The 22,831-nt window shown below is 32.0% G+C and carries 22 protein-coding genes; 10 read left to right on the forward strand and 12 right to left on the reverse strand.

What is annotated here, in order from left to right:
* Positions 1 to 15: 15 nt before the first annotated feature.
* The 4 genes from C7H52_RS10070 to recR all read right to left on the reverse strand — a co-directional run bounded on the left by C7H52_RS10070 (position 16) and on the right by recR (position 4,346).
* A complete protein-coding gene (locus C7H52_RS10070) occupies positions 16 to 789 on the reverse strand; it encodes a 3'-5' exonuclease (protein ID WP_106463771.1) in 774 nt (257 codons plus the stop codon).
* A 410-nt stretch (positions 790 to 1,199) separates the two neighbouring features.
* Positions 1,200 to 2,522, reverse strand: a complete 1,323-nt coding sequence (locus C7H52_RS10075; protein WP_106463772.1) for a dihydrolipoamide acetyltransferase family protein — start codon at positions 2,520 to 2,522, stop codon at positions 1,200 to 1,202.
* 102 nt (positions 2,523 to 2,624) lie between these two features.
* Complete coding sequence (locus C7H52_RS10080; RefSeq protein ID WP_106463773.1) at positions 2,625 to 3,725, reverse strand: glycosyltransferase family 2 protein; 1,101 nt, start codon at positions 3,723 to 3,725, stop codon at positions 2,625 to 2,627.
* Positions 3,726 to 3,728: 3 nt separating this feature from the next.
* The gene (gene recR / locus C7H52_RS10085) at positions 3,729 to 4,346 is read right to left on the reverse strand and encodes a recombination mediator RecR (protein ID WP_106463774.1); all 618 of its coding nucleotides are present in this window, start codon (positions 4,344 to 4,346) and stop codon (positions 3,729 to 3,731) included.
* Between the two features lie 88 nt (positions 4,347 to 4,434).
* Here recR and C7H52_RS10090 point away from each other — a divergent pair, with 88 nt between their 5' ends.
* The gene (locus C7H52_RS10090; protein ID WP_106463775.1) at positions 4,435 to 5,907 is read left to right on the forward strand and encodes a sodium:solute symporter; all 1,473 of its coding nucleotides are present in this window, start codon (positions 4,435 to 4,437) and stop codon (positions 5,905 to 5,907) included.
* Here the strand turns inward: C7H52_RS10090 and C7H52_RS10095 are convergent.
* Both C7H52_RS10095 and C7H52_RS10100 read right to left on the reverse strand, forming a co-directional pair.
* Positions 5,904 to 6,266, reverse strand: a complete 363-nt coding sequence (locus C7H52_RS10095; protein WP_106463776.1) for a CoA-binding protein — start codon at positions 6,264 to 6,266, stop codon at positions 5,904 to 5,906. The two genes, C7H52_RS10090 and C7H52_RS10095, sit on opposite strands and share 4 nt — an antisense overlap.
* 267 nt (positions 6,267 to 6,533) lie before the next feature.
* Positions 6,534 to 7,544 (reverse strand): 3-oxoacyl-ACP synthase III family protein, encoded by a 1,011-nt coding sequence (locus C7H52_RS10100; protein WP_106463777.1) that lies wholly within the window; start codon positions 7,542 to 7,544, stop codon positions 6,534 to 6,536.
* A 222-nt stretch (positions 7,545 to 7,766) separates the two neighbouring features.
* On the opposite strand from C7H52_RS10100, the gene htpG reads away from it, so the two are divergent.
* The 4 genes from htpG to C7H52_RS10120 all read left to right on the forward strand — a co-directional run bounded on the left by htpG (position 7,767) and on the right by C7H52_RS10120 (position 13,468).
* Positions 7,767 to 9,683: a molecular chaperone HtpG gene (gene htpG, locus C7H52_RS10105; protein WP_106463778.1), complete on the forward strand. Its 1,917-nt coding sequence runs from the start codon at positions 7,767 to 7,769 to the stop codon at positions 9,681 to 9,683.
* Positions 9,684 to 9,816: 133 nt separating this feature from the next.
* Positions 9,817 to 12,006 (forward strand): B12-binding domain-containing radical SAM protein, encoded by a 2,190-nt coding sequence (locus C7H52_RS10110; RefSeq protein WP_106463779.1) that lies wholly within the window; start codon positions 9,817 to 9,819, stop codon positions 12,004 to 12,006.
* 59 nt (positions 12,007 to 12,065) lie between these two features.
* Positions 12,066 to 12,884, forward strand: coding sequence for an RluA family pseudouridine synthase (locus tag C7H52_RS10115; RefSeq protein ID WP_245918596.1), 819 nt, complete (start codon positions 12,066 to 12,068; stop codon positions 12,882 to 12,884).
* Positions 12,885 to 12,976: 92 nt separating this feature from the next.
* The gene (locus tag C7H52_RS10120; protein ID WP_106463781.1) at positions 12,977 to 13,468 is read left to right on the forward strand and encodes a hypothetical protein; all 492 of its coding nucleotides are present in this window, start codon (positions 12,977 to 12,979) and stop codon (positions 13,466 to 13,468) included.
* 216 nt (positions 13,469 to 13,684) lie between these two features.
* Here C7H52_RS10120 and mazG read toward each other — a convergent pair whose 3' ends face one another.
* The 4 genes from mazG to ruvX all read right to left on the reverse strand — a co-directional run bounded on the left by mazG (position 13,685) and on the right by ruvX (position 16,227).
* Positions 13,685 to 14,464, reverse strand: a complete 780-nt coding sequence (mazG, locus tag C7H52_RS10125) for a nucleoside triphosphate pyrophosphohydrolase (RefSeq protein WP_106463782.1) — start codon at positions 14,462 to 14,464, stop codon at positions 13,685 to 13,687.
* Positions 14,465 to 14,706: 242 nt separating this feature from the next.
* The gene (locus tag C7H52_RS10130) at positions 14,707 to 15,159 is read right to left on the reverse strand and encodes a DUF5606 family protein (protein WP_106463783.1); all 453 of its coding nucleotides are present in this window, start codon (positions 15,157 to 15,159) and stop codon (positions 14,707 to 14,709) included.
* Positions 15,160 to 15,215: 56 nt separating this feature from the next.
* Positions 15,216 to 15,806, reverse strand: coding sequence for a peptide deformylase (def, locus tag C7H52_RS10135; RefSeq protein ID WP_106463784.1), 591 nt, complete (start codon positions 15,804 to 15,806; stop codon positions 15,216 to 15,218).
* A gap of 10 nt (positions 15,807 to 15,816) precedes the next feature.
* The gene (gene ruvX, locus C7H52_RS10140) at positions 15,817 to 16,227 is read right to left on the reverse strand and encodes a Holliday junction resolvase RuvX (protein ID WP_106463785.1); all 411 of its coding nucleotides are present in this window, start codon (positions 16,225 to 16,227) and stop codon (positions 15,817 to 15,819) included.
* 353 nt (positions 16,228 to 16,580) lie between these two features.
* On the opposite strand from ruvX, the gene C7H52_RS10145 reads away from it, so the two are divergent.
* Both C7H52_RS10145 and C7H52_RS10150 read left to right on the forward strand, forming a co-directional pair.
* Positions 16,581 to 17,396: a 2,3,4,5-tetrahydropyridine-2,6-dicarboxylate N-succinyltransferase gene (locus tag C7H52_RS10145; RefSeq protein WP_106463786.1), complete on the forward strand. Its 816-nt coding sequence runs from the start codon at positions 16,581 to 16,583 to the stop codon at positions 17,394 to 17,396.
* An 18-nt stretch (positions 17,397 to 17,414) separates the two neighbouring features.
* A complete protein-coding gene (locus tag C7H52_RS10150) occupies positions 17,415 to 18,467 on the forward strand; it encodes a glycosyltransferase family 9 protein (protein ID WP_106463787.1) in 1,053 nt (350 codons plus the stop codon).
* Here the strand turns inward: C7H52_RS10150 and C7H52_RS10155 are convergent.
* Positions 18,464 to 19,057, reverse strand: coding sequence for a YrbL family protein (locus C7H52_RS10155; RefSeq protein ID WP_106463788.1), 594 nt, complete (start codon positions 19,055 to 19,057; stop codon positions 18,464 to 18,466). The two genes, C7H52_RS10150 and C7H52_RS10155, sit on opposite strands and share 4 nt — an antisense overlap.
* A 451-nt stretch (positions 19,058 to 19,508) precedes the next feature.
* Here C7H52_RS10155 and C7H52_RS10160 point away from each other — a divergent pair, with 451 nt between their 5' ends.
* From C7H52_RS10160 to C7H52_RS10170, 3 genes are read left to right on the forward strand one after another with little or no spacing between them, the layout of a single operon-like run.
* A complete protein-coding gene (locus C7H52_RS10160) occupies positions 19,509 to 20,189 on the forward strand; it encodes a phosphocholine cytidylyltransferase family protein (RefSeq protein WP_106463789.1) in 681 nt (226 codons plus the stop codon).
* A gap of 3 nt (positions 20,190 to 20,192) precedes the next feature.
* Entirely contained in the window at positions 20,193 to 21,239 is a 1,047-nt protein-coding gene (locus tag C7H52_RS10165; RefSeq protein ID WP_106463790.1) for a CDP-glycerol glycerophosphotransferase family protein, read from the forward strand.
* A gap of 24 nt (positions 21,240 to 21,263) precedes the next feature.
* Positions 21,264 to 22,022: a glycosyltransferase family 2 protein gene (locus tag C7H52_RS10170; RefSeq protein WP_106463791.1), complete on the forward strand. Its 759-nt coding sequence runs from the start codon at positions 21,264 to 21,266 to the stop codon at positions 22,020 to 22,022.
* Here the strand turns inward: C7H52_RS10170 and C7H52_RS10175 are convergent, their stop codons facing one another.
* Positions 22,023 to 22,781 (reverse strand): lipopolysaccharide kinase InaA family protein, encoded by a 759-nt coding sequence (locus tag C7H52_RS10175; RefSeq protein WP_106463792.1) that lies wholly within the window; start codon positions 22,779 to 22,781, stop codon positions 22,023 to 22,025. It abuts the gene before it with no gap.
* Between the last annotated feature and the right edge of the window lie 50 nt (positions 22,782 to 22,831).

The raw sequence follows: 22,831 nt of genomic DNA on the forward strand, positions 1-22,831 counted from the left end.
AAAAGATGTTATTATTTACAACTTATTATTAAATGACTTTAACTTAATAGCCGTTAGTACTTTTTTAGTGTATAATGGGAAATCGGCATTTAAAATCCATCCAAAATAGCCTGGTTCTTGTTCTAAAACATCGGTTACTAATTTACCTTTATGTTTTCCAAAACTAAAACATTCCTGTCCTTCTTTATTATAAATTAGAAAACCTGCAAAATCTGCAAACTTTTTACGCGAACTAAATTCTGCTAAAAATTTAGCATCATTTTCTAAGTCGTCATATTTGTCGAGCTGAGCTTTAAGCACCTCGTAAGTTGCAACTGTATCGGCTTCTGCACTATGGGCATTTTCTAGACTTTCATTACAATAAAACTTATAAGCTGCACTTAACGTACGTTGTTCTTTTTTATGAAAAATAGTCTGTACATCTACTGCTACACGAGATTTCATATCAAAATCCATATCTACTCGTAACATTTCTTCTGCCAGAAGCGGAATATCAAATCGGTTGGAATTAAAACCTGCCAAATCTGAATCTTTTATTAAGTTGTGGATGTCTTTAGCTAATTGCTTAAAGGTTGGTGCATCTTTTACATCTTCATCACTAATACCATGAACCGCTGTGGTTTCTGGTGGGATTGGCATTTCCGGATTTACTTTCCAGGTATGACGTTCTTCCTTGCCATTTGGAAACACTTTTAAAATGGATATTTCTACAATTCGGTCTGATGTAATATTTACTCCTGTGGTTTCCAAGTCGAAGAAACACATAGGTTTTGTAAGCTTTAGCTGCATGTTTTGGTTTTATACTACAAAGGTAAGGATTATGATTTACGATTGAAGATTTTTGATTTACGATTTTGAAATAGCAATATTAAAAATTTTTTGTGCGCTTCTCGATACGATGTTCTCCTAAGGTCGAAAATCACTCGAAGTGACAACCATTTTAAATGAAGAACAAATTTGATTTTAATAAATATATTGATAATTGATAACTGAGCACTGATAATTGAAAACTGATTTGCGTTAAGGATGGAAGCGGCATCCTTTTTTATGGTGAATACCTAAAAAAGATATAGCGCACAGCCTGATTTTTGGATTTTCTGCAAGTTTTTTCTTGCAGAAAACCTAAAAGAAACGCCCAAATTAATTGTATAAAAAAAGCCCAACATAAGCTGAGCTTTGATTTTTATTACTAGATTATTTTAGATTTCTCTATTTACATCCCAGCTTTCTAAGTATTCTTTTATGGTTTTTACAAATTGTCCGCCTAATGCGCCATTTACAACACGATGGTCGTAAGAGTGTGACATATACATTTTATAACGAATCCCAATAAAATCGCCATCTGGAGTTTCAATAACCGCAGGAACTTTACGTATAGCTCCTAATGCTAAAATACCTACTTGTGGCTGATTAATAATTGGGGTTCCCATGATACTACCAAAGGTACCAACATTGGTTACGGTATAAGTTCCACCTTGGATATCGTCTGGTTTTAATTTGTTTTCTCTAGCTCGACCTGCCAAATCGTTAACTTGTTTAGTCATACCAACTAAGTTAAGCTGATCGGCATTTTTTATAACTGGTACAATTAAATTACCGTCTGGTAAAGCAGCTGCCATACCAAGGTTAATATTTTTCTTCTTAATTATTTTATCGCCACCACTACTTACAGAAATGTTCATCATAGGATGCTCACGTAAGGCTTTAGCTATAGCTTCCATAAAGATTGGTGTAAACGTTAAGTTTTCTCCTTCACGTTTTGCAAAACCAGATTTTACTTTGTTTCTCCAATTCCAGATGTTAGTTACATCAGCTTCAATAAAACTTTGCACGTGTGCACTAGTTTGAACCGACTCTACCATATGGTGAGCAATAAGTTTACCCATACGAGACATTTCAATAATCTCATCGCCTTCACTTAACTGAATTGGAGCTTGAGCTTTCGCTGATGCTTCTTTTTTAGGTTCTGAAACCAATTGTTTTTGTGCAGGTTGTGCTGTAGTTTGCGTTTGAGCAACACCTCGGTTTTTAAGATATGATAACATATCGTCCTTAGTAACACGTCCATCTTTTCCGGTTCCGGAAATAGCGTCTAATTCCTGCTGAGAAATACCTTCTTCCTTAGCCATATTTTTAACTAATGGCGAATAAAAACGATCTTCTGAACTTTCTACAGTTACTGATGCTTTAGCTTCTGTAACTGTTTGCTCTACTTGTTTAACCTCTTTTGGTGCTTCTTGAGATGTCTCTTTAGCTGCTGGGGCTGAAGTTTCTTCGCCACCTTCAGTTTCTATTATTGCTATGGTTTGACCTACTTGAACAACATCATCAGCCTCAAATAAACGTTCTACTAAAACACCATCAACTTCACTTGGTACTTCACTATCTACTTTATCTGTAGCAATTTCTAAAACTGCCTCATCTGCTTCAATTGTATCTCCAACTTCTTTTAACCAAGACGTTATCGTAGCTTCTGCAACGCTCTCGCCCATTTTTGGTAATTTAAGTTCAAATCTTGCCATATTAATAATTTATACCTTGTTTTTAGGTTATGATTTACAAAATTAATAAAAAAATGACGATTAAATTACATCATGTTTATTAATTTCTATTTTATTACTCTTTCAAAAGTGAATAACCTCACCTCTGTTTTGAGAAGAATCGCTTCCGAGGATAAAATTAGTCTTTTTCGGTAAAATCTTAAAACTTGATTTTTTATTTTTTTTAGAATTTTTTATAATCCCAATAATTTGAGCAAAACTAAGCCAGTTGGCATCTAAAATATATTCTACTTGTTCTGATTTTTCATTAAATACATCACTTAGTTCTAGATTTGTATTTAAAGTCTTTTGAAGTTTAGGGTAAATCTTATTTGAAACTAACTGGTATGATTCAACCTTATGGGATACCATGTGTTCTTTGGGTTTGGATAGCAAAGGTAATATATGAGTTGCTCCAAACACAAGACTATTAAAGAAGATATTTCTTTTAAAATGCGTTTTATAAAAAATTTGCATGGCGCCATAAAACCGTTTTGCATAGGTTTGATCTTTTAAGGTGCTTTCACCTTTAAAGTGTATGGCGGTAGTTTTACCATAATAATAGTTAGTGTAACCTGCTTTTTCAACGCGGTAAGATAAATCTATATCTTCTCCATACATAAAGTATTGCTCGTCAAAACCACTTACTTTATTATAAACAGAGCGTTTTAAAAGCATAAATGCACCAACAAACACTGAAACTTCTCCAATCTGGTCTTTTTCTAAATGATTGGCATAATAGGTTTTAGAAAAACCCAGAATTTTCTTTGTTGCTACTTGTAGCGTAGGAATGTTTCGTTTGCTTTCTGGGAGATATTTACCAGTTCCATCTATAAGCTGGCAACCAATAATTCCTAAATTTTCTTTAGATTCTGCAAACGCTAATAGTGTTGTAAACGTATCTTCTGCAATAACCGTATCAGGATTAAGAATACAAATATATTCTGCTTTTGCTTCTTTAACCGCTTGATTATTGGCTTTTGAAAAACCTACATTTTCATGGTTCTGAATCCATTTTACATTTTGAAAGTTTTTATCGACCATCAGTCGGCTATCGTCCGACGAATTGTTATCTATTACAATAATTTCGGCTTCAATAGGTTGTATAGCAGCTTCCACACTTTGCAAACAGAGTTGTAGAAAATGTTTCACATTATAATTTAATATAACTACCGAAAGTTTCATTCTTTAAGCTTTTAAAGAATTTTCAAACGGAATACGATTTAAAATACTTCGTCCTAAGGTAATTTCATCTGCATATTCTAACTCGTCTCCTACCGAAATGCCTCTTGCTATAGTAGACGTCTCGACATTATATTCTTTAATTTGTTTAAAAATATAAAAATTTGTGGTGTCGCCTTCTATAGTTGGACTTAATGCAAAAATAAGCTCCTTTACCTGATTGGTTTTGACTTTTTCTATAAGAGAATTGATGTTTAAATCGTGCGGACCTATGCCATCCATTGGTGATATTTTACCACCTAAAACATGATATAAGCCTTTAAAACTACTCGTGTTTTCTATTGCCATGACATCACGTACATCTTCCACCACACAGATAATATCTTTATCACGCTTGTGGCTAGAGCAAATCTCACACAAATCGACATCGCTTATATTATGGCAGGATTTACAAAACTTTAATTCGTTGCGCATTTTACCAAGCGATTGTACCAATTGATTGGTTTGCTCTGCAGGCTGACGTAATAAGTGTAACACCAGTCTTAAAGCCGTACGCTTACCTATTCCCGGTAATTGTGACACCTGATTAACTGCGTTTTCTAATAGTTTTGATGAAAATTCCATATGTACAAATTTACTACATTTAAATATGCTTATGAAATACAAATTATGATTTAAGATTTGTATTTTCGGCATACAAATTAAATTGAAAATGACGCCACTTCAAATTATAGGTTTAATTGCTATATACTTTATTGTTTTAATAGCTATCTCATATTTCACAGGAAAAGAAGACAGTAACGATGCCTTTTTTAAAGCTAATAAATCTGCTCCTTGGTATTTAGTTGCTTTTGGGATGATTGGCGCATCATTATCTGGAGTAACTTTCATATCGGTTCCTGGTGCAGTAGAAGCTAATCAGTTTGGGTACTTTCAGATTGTACTAGGCTATTTTGTAGGTTATCTGGTAATTGCCTATGTACTTTTACCCATTTATTACAAACTTAATTTAACTTCTATTTATACTTATTTAAATGAGCGTTTTGGGAATACCAGCTATAAAACCGGAGCTATTGCTTTTTTAATAAGTCGTGTGGTTGGTGCTTCATTTCGCTTGTTTTTAGTAGCAAAAGTGTTACAATTATTAGTGTTTGATCCATTAGAAATCCCGTTTACAATTACTGTTCTTATTACAATTGGTTTAATTTGGCTTTACACTTTTAAAGGCGGCATAAAAACCATCATTTTTACCGACACTTTACAAACCCTTTTCATGCTTATTTCTGTTGTAGTTACTATTGTTTTTTTAGCCAATGCATTAGACTTAAATAGTTTTTCTCAGGTTTATACTACTGTATCGGAAAGTGACATGAGCAAAATTTTCTTTTTTGAAGATCATAATAATCCCCAGTTTTTTATAAAAAGTTTTTTAGCGGGAATGTTTATAACCATTACTATGACTGGTTTGGATCAAGATATGATGCAAAAGAACTTGACCTGTAAAAACTTAAAAGAAGCTCAAAAAAACATGATTAGTTTTAGTTTTATTCTGGTTTTTGTGAACTTGCTATTCTTAGCTTTAGGTTTATTGCTAACGGTTTATGCTTCACAAAATGGTATTACCGCTACTAAAGACGATTTATTTCCAACCATAGCTATGCTTCCTGAAATTGGTGTGGTTACTTCTGCATTTTTTCTTTTGGGCCTAATTGCTGCTGCTTATAGTAGTGCAGATTCTGCTTTAGCTTCACTTACAACCTCTTTTTGCATAGATATTATAGATATAGAGACTAAAGAAGAACAAAAACGTAAACGTATTAGAAAACAAACTCACATAGGATTTAGCGTTTTACTGGCTTTAGTCATTATTGCCTTTAATTTTATTTTTACCGATGTTTCTGTGATCTGGGAATTATTTAAAGCAGCAGGTTACACCTATGGACCATTATTAGGGTTATTTGCTTTTGGAATATTCACCAAAAAACACATTAAAGATAAATGGGTTTGGGTAATTGCATTAATTGCCCCAATAGTATCTTACATTTTAAATGCCAACTCTGAAATGCTATTTAATGGCTATAAAATAGGGTTTGAAATATTAATTGTAAATGGTCTTTTCACGTTTATTGGTCTATTATTAATTGGTCAAAAAAAACAATCACCAATAGATATTACACCTAATTAATATTGTTGAGTAGCTAATAACACTAATGTACACGCCACCTCTACCTCTATATTTGCATTTTCTAAAATTTTATAAAATTCAAAATTTTCGGTTCCCGGATTAAAAATAACTCTTTTAGGACTTAAAGATATTATGTAGTCGTAATACTCTACCTGTCGTTTAGGATTTAAGTATAAGGTTACGCTGTCAATATCTTCATAAGATTTAAGGTTTGTATTTATTTGTACATCTGCTACTTCTCCGTCACGCAGACCAATTGCAACAGTTTCTATATTTTTCCCTCTTAAAGCTTTAATAGCTCGGTTAGAATAGCGGTTTGGGTTTGTAGATGCGCCTATAACTAAAGTTTTCTTATTCATAATTATTTTTTTCAGGTTAAATTTATTTAAGCTTTTTGAAAAGAACTTAAACAGAAACGTTAAATAATGTTAAAGTCTGATAATCAGAGTAATAAAATTCAAAAAACAGCGTCTTAATAGTAACAACTTGAAATAATAAATATTACAGATCTTTTGAATTAGTCTTCTAAATAACCTGCTAAAAATTTAATTAACCAAGTGTTAATCGAAAAAAATCCGATACAAGAGCTGTATCGGATTTTTTAATTTATAAGTTTTTCTAAGGTTTTACCATTTTATAATTACACTTCCCCAGGTAAATCCAGAACCAAAAGCGGCTAAAACCACATGGTCGCCTTCTTTAATTTTTCCTTCTTCCCAAGCTTCACATAAAGCAATTGGAATAGATGCTGCGGTAGTATTTCCATATTTCTGGATGTTATTAAACACTTGGTCATCGCTTAAATCAAACTTTTTCTGAATAAATTGTGCAATACGCAAGTTAGCTTGATGTGGAATAAGCATATCTATAGCTTCTTTTGCTAAATTATTTTTAGTTAAACCTTCCATAATGACTTCACTAAAACGAACTACTGCGTTTTTAAATACAAATTGTCCATTCATATGTGGATAATAACTTTCATCTTCTGGATCATTATCGGCTAAAATATCGTTTACCCAACGTTTACCCATACCTGGAGCTACTAACACCAATTCTTCAGCATGTTCGCCTTCCGAATGTAAATGCGTGCTTAAAATACCTTTACTGCTATCTTCTTCTCGTGTTAACACTGCTGCTCCTGCTCCATCACCAAAAATCACGCTAACACCTCTACCTCTAGTGGTTTTGTCTAAACCATGAGAATGTAACTCACTACCAATCACCAGAATATTTTTATACATCCCGGTTTTTATAAAGTTATCGGCAACAGAAATAGCGTAAACAAAGCCAGAGCATTGGTTACGTACATCTAAAGCACCAACTGTTTTAATATTTAAAGCATGTTGTACTTGTACACCAGGACCAGGAAAATACATATCTGGACTTAAAGTTGCAAATATGATAAAATCGATATCATCCTTATCTAATCCAGAACGTTCAATAGCCTGTTTTGCGGCTTTAACACCCATAGTGGCTGTTGTATCTCCGCTACCTTCTTTTACCCAACGACGTTCTTTAATACCTGTTCTTTCGGTAATCCACTCGTCATTAGTATCCATAAGTTTCGATAAATCTTCATTGGTAACCACATTGTCTGGCACATATTTACCTAAACCTATAATTTTTGAATTGTACATAGTTCTCTTAAAATATTAGTCTAACGAAATTAGCTATTTAATACATAGCTCTTAAGATTTCAGTCTACATTTACTATGCGTGCATAATTCCTATAAAAATGTCACTTTGTCACTTCTTCGCTATTGGCATTTTTGTTGTCACTCTCATAAACAGAATAAAATTAATTTAACAACAACAGTATCTTGCAAACGCAGGATTACTTATAAAAACAAATACGTATTATGGCACAAGGAAAAATTAATGTATCTGTAGAAAACATTTTCCCTTTAATTAAAAAGTTTCTTTACAGTGATCACGAAATATTTTTACGTGAGCTAATTAGTAATGGTACGGACGCTACCTTAAAATTAAAACATTTAACTACTATTGGTGAAAGTAAAGCCGAATATGGCAACCCAATCATTGAGGTTAAAATAGATAAAGAAGGTAAAAAACTTCATATCATAGACCAAGGATTAGGTATGACGGCTGAAGAAGTTGAAAAATACATTAATCAGGTTGCTTTTTCTGGAGCTGAAGAATTTTTAGATAAGTATAAAGATTCCGCTAAAGATTCTGGAATTATTGGACATTTTGGTTTAGGTTTTTACTCGGCATTTATGGTGGCTGAAAAAGTAGAAATCATTACAAAATCTCATAAAGAAGGTACAAAAGCCGCACATTGGACTTGCGATGGCTCTCCTGAATTTACTTTAGAAGAAGCCGATAAAACCGATAGAGGTACAGAAATTATTTTACACATTGCTGAAGATTCTACCGAGTTTTTAGAAGAAGCACGTATACGTGAGCTTTTAACTAAGTACAATAAGTTTATGCCTGTTCCAATTAAGTTTGGAACTAAAGAAATAAACGATCCAGAGCACGAACCAGCTACAATAACAGATAAAGACGGAAAGGAAACTAAAGAACCGCACCGTAAAATCACTGTAGATAATATTATAAACAACCCTAATCCTGCGTGGACTAAGCAACCAACAGAATTAGAAGGCGAAGATTACACCAATTTTTACCGCGAATTGTACCCAATGCAATTTGAGGAGCCATTATTCAATATTCATTTAAATGTGGATTATCCGTTTAATTTGACGGGGATTTTATATTTCCCTAAGATGACAAACGATATGAATATGCAGAAAGATAAAATTCAGCTATACCAAAATCAAGTATTTGTTACCGACAATGTAGAAGGCATTGTTCCAGAATTTTTAACTATGCTTCGTGGTGTTATTGATTCTCCAGATATTCCTTTAAACGTATCTCGTTCTTACTTACAGGCAGATGGCGCTGTTAAAAAGATTTCATCTTACATTACTCGTAAGGTTGCCGATAAATTAAAGTTGTTATTTAATAATAGCCGTGAAGATTTTGAAGCGAAATGGAACGATATTAAAATTGTAATTGAGTACGGAATGCTTTCCGAAGAAAAATTCTTTGAAAAAGCTGATGCATTTGCATTATATCCAACCGTAGATGACACTTATTTTACTTACGAAGAATTAATTAATAAAATTAAAGCCAACCAAACCGATAAGGATGGCAAAACAATTATTCTTTATGCTAGCAATAAAGATGAGCAACACAGCTATATAGAAGCTGCTAAAGCTAAAGGTTATGAAGTGTTATTATTAGATTCTCCAATTGTATCGCACTTAATGCAAAAATTAGAAAGTACTAAAGAAAATATTTCTTTTGCACGTGTAGATGCAGACCATATAGACAAGTTAATTGCTAAAGACGAAACCAAAGTTTCTAAGTTAGATGAAGAACAAACTAAAGCTTTAGAAGAGGTTTTAAAAGCAGCTATTCCACAAGAAAAGTTTATGGTGCAACTAGAATCTATGGATAGTGATGCTACACCATTTATGATTACACAACCAGAATTTATGCGTCGTATGAAAGAGATGCAAGCATCTGGCGGCGGTGGTGGTATGTTTGGAATGGGTAACATGCCAGAAATGTATAATCTTGTGGTGAATACCAATTCTGAACTAGTAAGTGAAATTTTAAATACTACAGAAAAAGAAAATCAGGAGCGTTTAATTAACCAAAGTTTAGATTTAGCACGTTTAAGTCAAGGATTGCTTAAAGGTAAAGAGTTAAGCGACTTTGTAAAACGCAGTTATGAGTTATTAAAATAATTATAAGAACACCATAGTTTTTAAAAAGCCATTTCATTGAGTTGAAATGGCTTTTTCTTTATATAACTTCATCTTATAAAAATTAAGCATATCGTAATTTAACTACTATCTTTGTTTAAAATTGTTTTTTATAGTGAAAGACTTGCTTCTTATAACGCCTCCATTTACTCAGTTAAATACACCATATCCGGCAACTGCTTATTTAAAAGGCTTTTTAAATACTAAAAACATTTCGGCATACCAAATGGATTTAGGTATTGAAGTTATTTTAGAGCTATTCACTAAAAAAACCTTTGAAAACGTTTTTAAAATTGCTTTCGAGAAAAATACCATAAGCTCAGAAAATGCGCAGCGTATTTATACTTTAAGGCATGAGTATTTAAAACCGCTTAATCAGGTTATTGCTTTTTTACAAGGCAAAAACCCCACATTTGCCAGACAAATTTGTACCGATAATTTTTTACCCAGAGCATCACGTTTTGAGCAGTTAGACGATATGGATTGGGCTTTTGGATCTATGGGATTACAGGATAAAGCCAAACATTTAGCTACGCTTTTATTAGAAGATTTATCAGATTTTATTAAAGAATGTATCGATGAGAATTTCGGGTTTTCCCGATATGCAGAACGCTTAGGACAAAGCGCCAATGCGTTTGACGATTTATATAACACACTTCAACAGGATTATACCTTTATAGATAAGATTAGTATTCAACTTCTGGAACATCAGCTACAACAAACACAACCCAAATTAGTATGTATTTCTGTACCATTTCCTGGTAATTTATATAGCGCGTTTCGTTGTGCGCAATACATAAAAGCGAACTACCCAAATATTAAAATCTCTTTAGGTGGCGGTTTTCCAAATACCGAATTGCGTGATCTTACTGAAACGCGTGTATTTGAATTTTTTGATTTTATTACCTTAGATGATGGCGAACTACCTATAGAATTATTATACCAACATATCACGTCTAACTCAGTCGAAACAACCTTAAAACGTACATTTCTTAAAGAAAATAACGAAGTTGTTTATAAAAATAATAGCCCAAAAGCCGATTATAAACAAGCCGACATTGGCACGCCAGACTATTCCGATTTAAAACTCGACCAATATATTTCGGTTATAGAAATTGCCAATCCCATGCACAGTTTATGGAGCGATGGTCGCTGGAATAAACTTACTATGGCACATGGCTGTTATTGGGGAAAATGCACATTTTGCGATATCAGTTTAGACTATATCAAAATTTATGAACCCATTGCTGCTAAATTATTGGTGGATCGCATGGAGCAATTAATTGCACAAACTGGCGAAAATGGTTTTCATTTTGTAGATGAAGCCGCTCCTCCAGCATTAATGAAAGCCTTAGCATTAGAGATTTTAAAACGTGAATTGGTGGTTACTTGGTGGACAAATATTCGTTTTGAAAAAAACTTTACCCAAGATTTATGTTTGTTATTAAAAGCTTCTGGTTGTATTGCAGTTTCTGGCGGACTCGAAGTTGCTTCCGACCGATTATTACAACTTATAGATAAAGGCGTAAGTGTAGAACAAGTCGCACAAGTAACCAGACATTTTACCGTAGCGAATATTATGGTTCACTCGTATTTAATGTATGGCTATCCCACACAAACCGAACAAGAAACTATAGATAGTCTGGAAATGGTGCGACAGTTATTCGAGCTTGGTATTATCCAATCCGGATTCTGGCACCAATTTGCATTAACCACACATAGTCCAATTGGCAAAAACCCAGATGCTTATGGTGTTACGCCACATTATAAAGACATTAGCTTTGCTAATAACGATGTAGATTTTAGCGACCAAACTGGTATAGACCATAGTAAATTTAGTTACGGATTAAAAAAATCTTTATTTAATTACATGCACGGTATTGGTTTTGATTTGGATTTGCAGGATTGGTTCGATTTTAAAATACCAAGAACTACTATTACACCATTTTATATTGAAGATTGCCTAGCGGAACAACCTCAGTTTCAAATGAAACCAAACGCCAAAATAATTTGGTTAGGTCATGAGCCATTAGTTGAAAGATTTACCAAAACAAAAAAAGGCTTTACTAACCAATTGGTTTCTTTACAATTTCATGATAAATTAGAACGACTAGACATTACTTTAAATGAAGCTGAAGGTTTATGGTTGGTAAATCAATTAGAAGCACTTCAACCAACCAACCAAAAATTAATAACGTTTGCTCAGTTAAAAGCAGACTTTGAAACCCAATTTGAAAATTTTGAATTATTCTGGTTTTCTAAACCTATTTTGGAATTGCAAGAATTTGGTTTATTAAGCGTATAAATATATATCTTATTAAAACACAAACACATATTGCCACACCACAAAATCTGCCAAAAAGGTTGCAGGACTATGGTGTTGGTATTTTTGAGTTGGCTTTTACCAAATCGGCATTAAAAAAAGCCATAAAAAAAGGTTTAATTACCGTTAATGGGCAAATAGCTACCACAGCAACCTATATTTATGGAGGCGAAAACATTACACTTACAGCATTAGAACCTACAACACAGAAAAAGCAATTTATACAAAACCTAGATGTTGTTTTTGAGGACGATTATTTAGCCGTAATTAGAAAACCCGCAGGACTTTTAGTAAGTGGCAACAAATTTAAAACCGTTACCAACGCTTTAGAGCAAAACTTAAACCGAAGCACACAACCTGATGCGACCAAACCACAACCTGTACATCGTTTAGATTATGCCACTACAGGTGTGTTGTTAATTGGTAAAACCAAGCAAAGTATTATTGCTTTAAATACACTTTTTAAAACCAAAAACATTCAAAAAAACTATTATGCCATTACCATTGGTAACATGCCAAAAGAAGGTATAATTGCTTCTGATATAGATGGCAAAAAAGCCATTTCTCATTATAATATTTTAGACCGTGTTAATTCGGAACGTTTTAAGCTTTTAAATCTTGTAAACTTAGCTCCAGAAACTGGACGAAAGCACCAACTCCGCAAACACTGTGCAGAACTAGGCAATCCCATTTTAGGCGATAAAGATTATGGCTTACCACATTTAATTTTAAACGGAAAAGGTATGTATTTACATGCCTATAGTTTAGAATTTATTCATCCATTTACTAAAGCATTAGTAACCATAAAAGATGAATTGCCTCTACGGTTTAGGAAGGTTTTTAAAAATAACGTTGTTTGAGTTTGTCATTTTTTTAGTCTAACTTCGTTTAACATCAGAACTAAAAAATTAAAACGATTTCATATCAAGTCGTTGTGTGTAATTTGAGAATAATGAATAATTTATTAACTATATTTTTCGGAATATTTCTATCTACTACTGTTTATGGACAAGTAGATAGCTTAAAGCTTAGAAAACTTGAAATAAAAACACACAAAATTGATTCAATCTCAACAGAAACAAAAGAAATAAAAAAAATCACTGTTGATTCTGTTAAAGTTCAAATCTATGATCTTGGTGATAAAATAAAGACTATAAATTTCTTCTCGAATAGTCAATTAATAATTAATTACTATTTTGAAAATAACGAGTTAATTTCAATTAAGACCGAAGAAAAAAGTCCGATTTTAACAGATTTGTCATCCTTTACTGAATTTTATTTTGAGAACGAGAAATTAATAGGCGAGAATTATTACCGTACTGTTCGTGCATGTCTGGGGATTTCAGCCGCTACTGATTACGAATTATATGGTTATAACCCTTTATTTACAAAAGAGTTTTTAATTGAATTTAATAAAAAAACGTTGCGGAAAATATTAGAATAAAAACTACCCACAAAAACGTATGTAATCAATTGCTTGGTTTGTGTGTACTCGAAAAATCCTACGGATTTTCCTCTGGTTCGGTTTCTTTTTGCTAAGTTAGACCTAGCCATCGCAACTATTCATAACCGAGACGTTAAACAAAAACCTAAAAATCTAAATTTGCTTGGCTTCTTCCCAAAATACTTGTGTATTTGAAAATTTTATCAAATTTTCCAATTACTGCGTTTTGGCTTCCTCCCAAAACACATCCATTTCAGCAAGTGTCATGTCTTTTAAGTTTTTGTTTAAAGACTTGGCTTTTTCCTCTAAATACTGGAAACGTTTCGTGAATTTTTTATTGGTACGCTCTAAAGCATTTTCTGGGTTTATGTTTTTAAAACGCGCGTAGTTTACTAAAGAAAATAGTACGTCGCCAAACTCGCTTTCCATTTTATCGGCATCGTTGGTTTTAACTTCATCTTTAAACTCTTGTAGCTCCTCTTCTACTTTTTCCCAAACTTGTTCGGGTTGTTCCCAGTCAAAACCCACACCTGCCACTTTATCTTGTATGCGGTTGGCTTTTACCAATGCTGGTAAGCTTTTAGGAACGCCTTCTAGCACACTCGTTTTTCCTTTGCCTTCTTTTAATTTGATCTGTTCCCAGTTGCGTTTTACTTCGACTTCATCTTTTACCTTAACATCGCCATAAATATGTGGATGACGATGGATCAATTTCTCGCAAATACTGTTACAAACATCGGCAATATCAAAATCTTTAGTTTCGCTACCAATTTTAGCGTAAAACACCAGGTGTAACAAAACGTCGCCCAGTTCTTTTTTAACTTCATTTAAATCCTTATCCAAAATAGCATCGCCTAACTCATAGGTTTCTTCTATGGTTAAATGACGTAAGCTTTCCATAGTTTGTTTTTTATCCCACGGACATTGCTCACGCAACTCGTCCATAATGGTTAATAATCTATCAAATGCTTTTAATTGCTCTGCTCTGCTATTCATGGTGTTGTATTTGCTGTTATAAAAGTACTTAAAACAAAACATCCAGCAAATGGCTGGATGTTTTTTATGATTGAATTTATTTTAGTTCTCGACTGCGTTCGAACGGACCATTTTATATGGTTAAAGGTCAGGCTTTTGTGGCTTCTTGATACTATTTTTTCCTATCGTCTAAAATCACTCGAAGTGACAAGAGTAACCTAATTTAATAATTGTTACATTATTAAATTATTACATTGCTACATCTACTCCTCTTCTTTTGAAGCCGCTTTTTTAGAGGCTTTTGCTTTTTTAGCAGGCTTTTTCTCGTCTTCAAATTCTAACAAATTATTTTTTTGAAGTAAGTTATACCAAGAAATTACTTTTTTAATATCACTTGCATACACACGATCTTCATCATAATCTGGTAAAACGTCAAAGAAATATTCTTCTAACTCTACCTTTGGTGCTTTATGACTTATACTGGTTTCTTTACCATTTTCTTTATCAGAAATTTTCTTAAAAACACTCTTTAAAGGCACTTCTTCACTTAAGGTATAAATAGCAATTTCACTTAAAATACTTACGTTTTGTTGGATACCAACAGAAATACGTTTGTTATCGGTTAACGATTCTGCTAAAAAACCAGAACGTGTTTGAGTGACTAATTTATATAAACCTGGTTTTCCAGAAATGGATAATACTTTATCTAATGCCATAATTTAGTTTTTTAAAGGTTGCAAATATGAAAGGTTTACAACGGTTATGCAAATTTTTAACGCTTCTTTTTAGCCAGAGGAAACTTCATACGGTAATCTACATCTACTTTTCCTTTTGAAATGTTGGCAAGCTTTCCTTTTATTAAACGTTTTTTAAGTGATGATAATTTATCGGTAAACAAAACACCTTCTATATGGTCGTACTCATGCTGAAACACTCGTGCTGCCAGACCAGACAATTCCATAGTCTTGGTGTTAAAATCTTCATCCTGATATTGCACTTTAATATTTGGTTTTCTAAACACGTCTTCACGCACTTCTGGAATACTTAAACAACCTTCGTTAAATGCCCACTCGTCTCCAGATTCTTCTAAAATAACTGGGTTAATGAAGGTATGTTTAAAATTCTTTAAAAAATTTTGCTCTTCTTCACCTAAAATTTCATCGTCTGCAAAAGGTGACGCATCTACTAGAAATAGACGAATACTTAAGCCAATTTGTGGCGCAGCTAAGCCAACACCATAAGCACCATACATGGTATCGTACATATTTTCTATTAATGCTTTTAAATTGGGGTATTCTGGTGTAATTTCTACTGCTTTTTTCTTTAAAACAGGATCGCCATAGGCTACTACTGGTAATATCATGTACTTTTATTTATAAATTGTAAAGGTAACTTTGTAAAATTATGGTGGCACTAATTTCGTCCAGCAAGGCTTTATTTTTGCGTTGCTTTTTCTTTAGTCCGCTATCTATCATGGTTTGGGCAGCCATTTTAGAGGTAAAACGTTCGTCTACACGTTTTATTGGCATCTCTGGAAAGGCATGTTTTAATCTGCCAATAAAGGGAAGAATTAAAGACTCACTTTCGCTTGGCGTATAATCCATTTGCTTAGGCTCGCCTACCAGAAATAATTCGACCTCATGTTTTGCGGTATAGTCCTTTAAATAGTCTATAACCTCTTTAGTTGCTACTGTGGTTAAACCCGATGCAATAATTTTAAGCTCGTCGGTTACTGCTAAACCTGTACGAACTTTCCCAAAATCTATTGCTAATATACGTGCCATACTATTTTACTATCTATTGTTTTATAGAAACGAGTGCAAATTTAAGGTTTATATTCGTAATGCTTAAATAATTGTACCCATTTTAAATTTGGCTTTTTATATTTGCGTTAGCGATTGAGGCTTTGTTGGAGCTCTTTTTTGTATTCCTGAAAGGTTTTTTAATCTTTTAGGTATAGCAAAAAAAGCGACTGCCGAAAGCGCGACCGTTAGGGAACGCCATAATTTCAATGATTACAGTGGTTAGAGGTTAGTGGTTAGAAAACTAATTGATTTTCGCTTTCGCTGAATTAATAACAGAAATAAAATAGACTTTAAAAAGATTCCCGCATGCGCGAGAATAAAAACAACATATTATGAAATATTTACAACATACTATTGAAGCTGCTTGGGATAACCGAGATTTATTAGACCAAACTGAAACACAAAATGCCATTAGAAAGGTGGTAGATTTATTAGACGCGGGAGAATTACGTGTGGCAGAACCTGTAACAGATGGCTGGCAAGTTAATGAATGGGTTAAAAAAGCGGTAGTCATGTATTTTCCTATTCAAAAAATGGAAACTCTAGAAGCTGGTATTTTTGAGTATCATGATAAAATCCCATTAAAACGAAATTATGCTGAAAGAGGTATTCGTGTGGTACCTAATGCAGTTGCGCGTCACGGTGCATACATTTCTGCCGGAACTATTTTAATGCCTAGTTATGTGAATATTGGTGCTTATGTAGATGAAGGTACTATGGTTGATACTTGGGCTACTGTAGGTAGCTGTGCACAAATAGGTAAAAACGTGCATTTGTCTGGTGGCGTTGGTATTGGTGGCGTTTTAGAACCTTTACAAGCTGCTCCGGTTATTATTGAAGATGGCGCTTTTATAGGTTCACGTTGTATTGTAGTTGAAGGTGTTAGAGTTGAAAAAGAAGCCGTTCTTGGAGCTAATGTGGTCCTTACTATGAGTACTAAAATTATAGACGTTACTGGAGATACACCTGTTGAAACCAAAGGTGTTGTTCCTGCACGTTCTGTTGTAATTCCTGGAAGTTATACTAAAACATTTCCTGCGGGAGACTACCAAGTACCTTGTGCTTTAATTATTGGTAAACGAAAAGAAAGTACCAATAAAAAAACATCGCTTAACGATGCGTTACGTGAGTATAATGTAGCGGTATAATTTTCGCAAAGAACACTTATGAAGGTTTTAATAATACAGCAAAAAATGATTGGAGATGTGCTTACAAGTACAATTTTATTTGAAGCATTACGTAAGCATTTTCCCGAAGCTCAATTAGATTATTTGGTTGAGTCCAATACTCTAGCGGTTATTGAAAATAATCCTTACATAGATAATAGTATTATACTTTCGCCCAACATACGCCAAAATAAGATATTATTTTGGCGTTTTTTAAACCAAATTAGATCGGAGAATTACACAATTGTTATTGATGTTTATTCGGTCACCACAAGTGCTTTAACCACTTTTTTTAGTGCAGCAAAGCAGCGTATATCATATAGAAAATGGTATACTAAATGTTTGTATACCAATACTATTTCACGAAGTAAAACACCTAGTTTTAACATCAGTTTAGCTAGAGAGAATAGACTAAAATTGTTACAACCTTTAGGTATTAATCCCGACACAACACTTTCTCCAAAAATATATTTAACCGAAATAGAAAAAAATAATGCAAGAAAACTTCTAGAGCAGTTTGAAATTTCTAAAACAAACCCCTTATATATGATTAGTGTTTTAGGAAGTAATAATTCTAAAACCTACCCTATACATTTTATGGCAAATGTGTTAGATTTTATTTGTGAGACACAACCAAATGCACAGTTGCTGTTTAATTACATACCTTCACAAATTACCGAAGCAAAAAACATTTTTAATTTATGTAAGCCTCAAACAAAAAACTGTATCTATTTTAATTTATATGGAAAAACCTTAAGAGAATTTTTGGCATTAACCTGGTGTTGCGATGCTATGATAGGTAACGAAGGTGGAGCTATCAATATGGCCAAAGCATTAAATACACCTACATTTACAATTTTCTCACCCTATATTATTAAAAAGAATTGGTTTGGAGCAGTAGAATCTAAGATACACAGTGCAGTGCATTTAAATGATTACGAAACATATGATCTAAAAGCAGCAAAAAAAGATAGTGGTTATTATTATAATAGATTTAAACCAGATTTATTTTTAGAATCTTTAAATGAATTTTTGAATACAATTAAAATCTAAATTTTTAAAAAATTTATTTGATCTTGAATAGTATTGAAATGCCATCTATGGTAAGATCTAATTAATTTTCTTTTGGAAAAATAAGTAACGTAATCTGCAAAAGGAAAAAAATCAGAATGACCTAAACCGTCAATTATTACTAATTCAATTTTATTTTCATTTAGTTTTTTACAACAAATATTTCTAGCTCTTAAATCTCTTGTAAAAACTTTATACTTTAACATTTGGTCTTTTAAAACAGACAAAGCCTTTTCTAATTCTAAAATTGGGATAGTTTGTTGGTTTTGTAACAAATAAAATTCTAAAGTTTTCGAAATCTTACCTGTAGACTCATCTCTAATCAAATCAAAAGTTTGTCCTATTCCCAAATTTGTAGATACTTCACCTCTATAATCTGAATAAAAAGAAGAATCATTTTTGGTGTGCTTTTTAATTTTTTTAAAATACCGCAACTCTTTATTTGTATACTCTTCCTTAACATGTGGCTTAGGTATCTTGATACATAAAAATTTGTTTTCTGGATGTTCGTAGCAAGTTCTAATATCTCCTTCTCCTATATAATGTTTAGCAGATATATTTATCATTTTCATATAACAAGTTAACTAAGTATCAAAATTAAATAAATTTCTATGTATAGCGATTTTTTCAAAGTTAAAAAAGAAATAATATATATATTCAGGTTGTATTTATAACTTATTTGTATTGTTAGAAAATTTAATTCGGCTGTGTAAGTGCTGTAAAGTTTTATGTAAAACCTTTATACATGAAGATTAATATATACCATTTAATCTCTATAATACTCACTTCTCATTTTACTTTAACACATCCCTTTATAAGGATTTAAATTAAAACGATTAATTGTTATATACTAAAGTATATGAATAAAGAATTTAATTAAATACCGATTAATTCTAGAACACCAAGATAAATTAGTGAAAATAATAGTACCCTATTTAGTTAAGATTAGTAATAAGGTTTATTTTTTTTACTAATTTAATAGACATATATTTGAGCATTAGCAAATAAAAAGACTATATCTTTATGAAAATAATTATCCTTGCTGCAGGTATTGGATCGCGATTAGGGAATCCTTTTCCAAAACCTTTGACACCTCTTAATAATGGAAAAACCATCATGCAAACGCAAATAGATAATATTTCAGCTTATTTTGATGTAGATTCCATTTCTGTAGTGGTAGGCTTTAAAAAAGATATTATAATGGAACGGTTCCCAGAACTTACTTATATATACAATCCTTTTTTTGACATTACAAACACCTCAAAAAGTTTATTAAAAGCCTTAAAGAAACATAAGGACGAATCTGTTTTATGGTTTAACGGAGACGTTGTTTTTGATCAAAAATTATTAAGTATACTACAACCAGCAATACAAGAGAATACTTCGTTTGTTGCAGTTAATACAAATAGAGTAGCTGAAGAAGAAGTTAAGTATACCTTAAAAAATGGTTATGTAAATGCGCTATCTAAAGAAGTAGAAAATGGATTAGGTGAAGCTGTAGGTATTAATTACATTGCCTCTAAAGACATTAAGTATTTTATTGAGAGACTAGAACAATGTGATGCGAATGATTATTTTGAAAAAGGTTTAGAACTCGCCATAGAGAAGGATAATTTAAAATTAAGCGCTATAGACATTTCAAAATACAATTGTATGGAAGTTGATTTTGTTGAAGATTTAGCTGCAGTAAACAAATTATTTTAAAAAATGAAATTTGTACTTTTTTGTCTAAATAACTACGCTTTTGCCATTTTAGAACCCATAAAAAAGGAACTACAAAATTTAAATTATGATTTTTTATGGTATGTAGCACCAAAAATAAGTGCAGATTTCCCGTTTAAACAAGATCAATACACGAGTTCCATACTTAAAATAAAATCATATAATCCAGAGGTAATTTTTGCTCCAGGAAATGAGGTGCCTTACTTTTTAAGAGGTTTAAAAACTCAAATTTTCCATGGTTTGGCTGGAGAAAAAAAAGGCCATTTTAGAATCCGTAATTATTTCGACTTATATCTAACTCAAGGTCCTTATTTTACTAAAAAGTTTAATGAGTTAAAAAAAACACATAACGATTTTGATGTTATAGAAACAGGTTGGCCTAAATTAGATATTTATGGGAAACAAAAAGATAAGTACCATGCATATAAAAAGGAATTACTTACAACCTACAATGCAAATACAATACTTTTATATGCCCCAACATTTTCACCAAAATTAACCTCTGCTCCTTTCTTAATTAATGAAATTAAAAATTTAGCAAAAAAAAAGAACTTTCTAATTTTATTAAAATTTCATCCATTAATGGCAAAAGAATGGATAGATACTTATAAAAAATTAGCTAAAAGCACAAATAATATACTCTTTCAAGAAGAAAAAGATATTACCAAATTTTTATTAATTTCAGATGTTTTAATAAGTGATACTTCTTCTGTAATATATGAATTTATGTTACTTGATAAACCCGTAATAACATTTAAAAATATTTCGTCTAATATAATTTGGGAAAATAGCTTAGAGTATAATAATTTAAATGCATTAATAGATAAAACTTTATTGGAAGATGTTTTTTCAAAAAACAGAACAAATATTATAGAAAATTACCATCCTTATCAAGACGGTCAATCGGCTAAACGAATGGTAGAAGCAGTCGTAACTTATTTAAAAGACCATAAAGTACCTTCAAAAAGAAATATTTCCTTTTTTAGAAAATTAAAAACACATCTAAAGTTGCTTAAAGCAAATGCCTATTAGTTTTTAGATTCTAAATTATTTATTATGGCACACCAATTAACTGCATTAATACCTACAAAAAATGAAGTAAACAATATTGAAGCTGTAATTGCTTCGGTTAGTTTTGCAGATGAAATATTGGTAGTTGATAGTTTTAGTACAGATGGTACTGTAGAAAAAGCAATGAATTTAGGTGCAAAAATTTTACAAAGAACTTTCGATTACCATGCCGCACAAAAAAATTGGGCTATTCCGCAAGCAAAACATGATTGGATATTGTTAGTAGATGCAGATGAACGGGTTACACCAGAACTTAAAAAAGAAATTATATCTGTTTTACAGCAAAAAGAAATTAAAGAAAAAGCATTTTGGATAAAGCGCATTAATCATTTTATGGGACAAAGAGTGCATTATAGTGGTTGGCGAAATGATGCTGTAATTCGCTTGTTTGATAAAAAATATTCTAGATACGAAGATATTTTTGTGCACGAAGAAATTATTTGCACTGGAACTACTGGAAAATTAAAACACAAATTATCTCATAATACCTATAAAAATTTTGATGCTTTTATACAAAAAATGAATAGGTATGCAACGCAACAAGCCAAGGTTTATGATCTAAAAACAGGAAAAATAACACCTTACCATTTGGTGTTAAAACCGTTTTGGGGTTTTTTTAAACATTATATTGTCCAAAGTGGTTTTCGTGATGGGTTTGTTGGATTTACCATTGGCTATATACAAGCCTATGTGGTTTTTATGCGTTATGTTAAGCTGTGGTTATTAAGAAAAAACAGAAGTTAATTATTTTTTCCAAAATTTTATTTTTTTCTTTAAACGACGCTTTCTGTGATATTTTTCTTGAAAATTGTTAGTGTATTTCCACATTAATTGAAATACTTTATCATAATCTTCATTAATACATTTTGCATACTCATCGCTCATGACCTCAATAATAGATTGGTGTACTGCTAATTTTGAAAAATTTTTAATACGTTCATTAAAAGAAAGTGGTTTGAAATTCATTCTATTTAAGTCCACTAAATAAAACTCGTAATTTCCGTTATTAAAATTAATAAGTGTGTTTCCTGGCGAATGATCTAGAAAGTTTACATTGTTTTCGTGAAGTTTGTAGGTAAAACGTGTAAAAGCTCTCAAAATAGCTTCATGGTTTGGAATATTAAAATCTTTAGTTAATTCTCTAAATGTAATATCACAATCTATTTGATGACTAATATAGTAACTCTTTCCAAAGAAAAAAGCCGACTTAAACTCATAAAAAGCAACAGGTTGAGGTGTACCGATGTTTAGATCAATAAGCTTATTTGCATAGTTATAAGAACGCTCAGCTTTACTTTTTCTTAAAAACCGATATGCTACTTTATTAATAACATTAGGTACCTTAAAAGATTTTACATTTAGAATTTCTCCGTCTAAATTAAATAACTTCAAACTATTCCGGTCTTGATTACCAAAAGATTCTCCTTGGGTAGAAAAATTTATAACAAAATTGTCTAAATGTGAAGACTTATTAAGGTATTTAGAATGGATTTCACGTTTCATAAATTCAAAATTACAATTTATTGAAGATATTTAAGTGAACCTCTCTGTAA

Origin of the sequence: Aurantibacter aestuarii (genome assembly GCF_003008425.1) — a bacterium.
GTDB classification, from domain to species: Bacteria; Bacteroidota; Bacteroidia; order Flavobacteriales; family Flavobacteriaceae; genus Aurantibacter; species Aurantibacter aestuarii.

Excerpts from the sequence above, each read along its gene's own strand:
- C7H52_RS10120 (WP_106463781.1), top strand. The coding sequence starts at position 12,977 with ATGAATAATTTATTAACTATATTTTTCGGAATATTTCTATCTACTACT.
- C7H52_RS10165 (WP_106463790.1), top strand. The coding sequence starts at position 20,193 with ATGAAATTTGTACTTTTTTGTCTAAATAACTACGCTTTTGCCATTTTA.
- C7H52_RS10145 (WP_106463786.1), top strand. The coding sequence starts at position 16,581 with ATGAAATATTTACAACATACTATTGAAGCTGCTTGGGATAACCGAGAT.
- C7H52_RS10170 (WP_106463791.1), top strand. The coding sequence starts at position 21,264 with ATGGCACACCAATTAACTGCATTAATACCTACAAAAAATGAAGTAAAC.
- C7H52_RS10080 (WP_106463773.1), bottom strand. The coding sequence starts at position 3,725 with ATGAAACTTTCGGTAGTTATATTAAATTATAATGTGAAACATTTTCTA.
- C7H52_RS10095 (WP_106463776.1), bottom strand. The coding sequence starts at position 6,266 with ATGAATAAGAAAACTTTAGTTATAGGCGCATCTACAAACCCAAACCGC.
- C7H52_RS10075 (WP_106463772.1), bottom strand. The coding sequence starts at position 2,522 with ATGGCAAGATTTGAACTTAAATTACCAAAAATGGGCGAGAGCGTTGCA.
- C7H52_RS10100 (WP_106463777.1), bottom strand. The coding sequence starts at position 7,544 with ATGTACAATTCAAAAATTATAGGTTTAGGTAAATATGTGCCAGACAAT.
- C7H52_RS10130 (WP_106463783.1), bottom strand. The coding sequence starts at position 15,159 with ATGGCATTAGATAAAGTATTATCCATTTCTGGAAAACCAGGTTTATAT.
- C7H52_RS10090 (WP_106463775.1), top strand. The coding sequence starts at position 4,435 with ATGACGCCACTTCAAATTATAGGTTTAATTGCTATATACTTTATTGTT.
- mazG (WP_106463782.1), bottom strand. The coding sequence starts at position 14,464 with ATGAATAGCAGAGCAGAGCAATTAAAAGCATTTGATAGATTATTAACC.
- C7H52_RS10150 (WP_106463787.1), top strand. The coding sequence starts at position 17,415 with ATGAAGGTTTTAATAATACAGCAAAAAATGATTGGAGATGTGCTTACA.
- def (WP_106463784.1), bottom strand. The coding sequence starts at position 15,806 with ATGATATTACCAGTAGTAGCCTATGGCGATCCTGTTTTAAAGAAAAAA.
- C7H52_RS10175 (WP_106463792.1), bottom strand. The coding sequence starts at position 22,781 with ATGAAACGTGAAATCCATTCTAAATACCTTAATAAGTCTTCACATTTA.
- htpG (WP_106463778.1), top strand. The coding sequence starts at position 7,767 with ATGGCACAAGGAAAAATTAATGTATCTGTAGAAAACATTTTCCCTTTA.
- recR (WP_106463774.1), bottom strand. The coding sequence starts at position 4,346 with ATGGAATTTTCATCAAAACTATTAGAAAACGCAGTTAATCAGGTGTCA.
- ruvX (WP_106463785.1), bottom strand. The coding sequence starts at position 16,227 with ATGGCACGTATATTAGCAATAGATTTTGGGAAAGTTCGTACAGGTTTA.
- C7H52_RS10160 (WP_106463789.1), top strand. The coding sequence starts at position 19,509 with ATGAAAATAATTATCCTTGCTGCAGGTATTGGATCGCGATTAGGGAAT.
- C7H52_RS10070 (WP_106463771.1), bottom strand. The coding sequence starts at position 789 with ATGCAGCTAAAGCTTACAAAACCTATGTGTTTCTTCGACTTGGAAACC.
- C7H52_RS10155 (WP_106463788.1), bottom strand. The coding sequence starts at position 19,057 with ATGAAAATGATAAATATATCTGCTAAACATTATATAGGAGAAGGAGAT.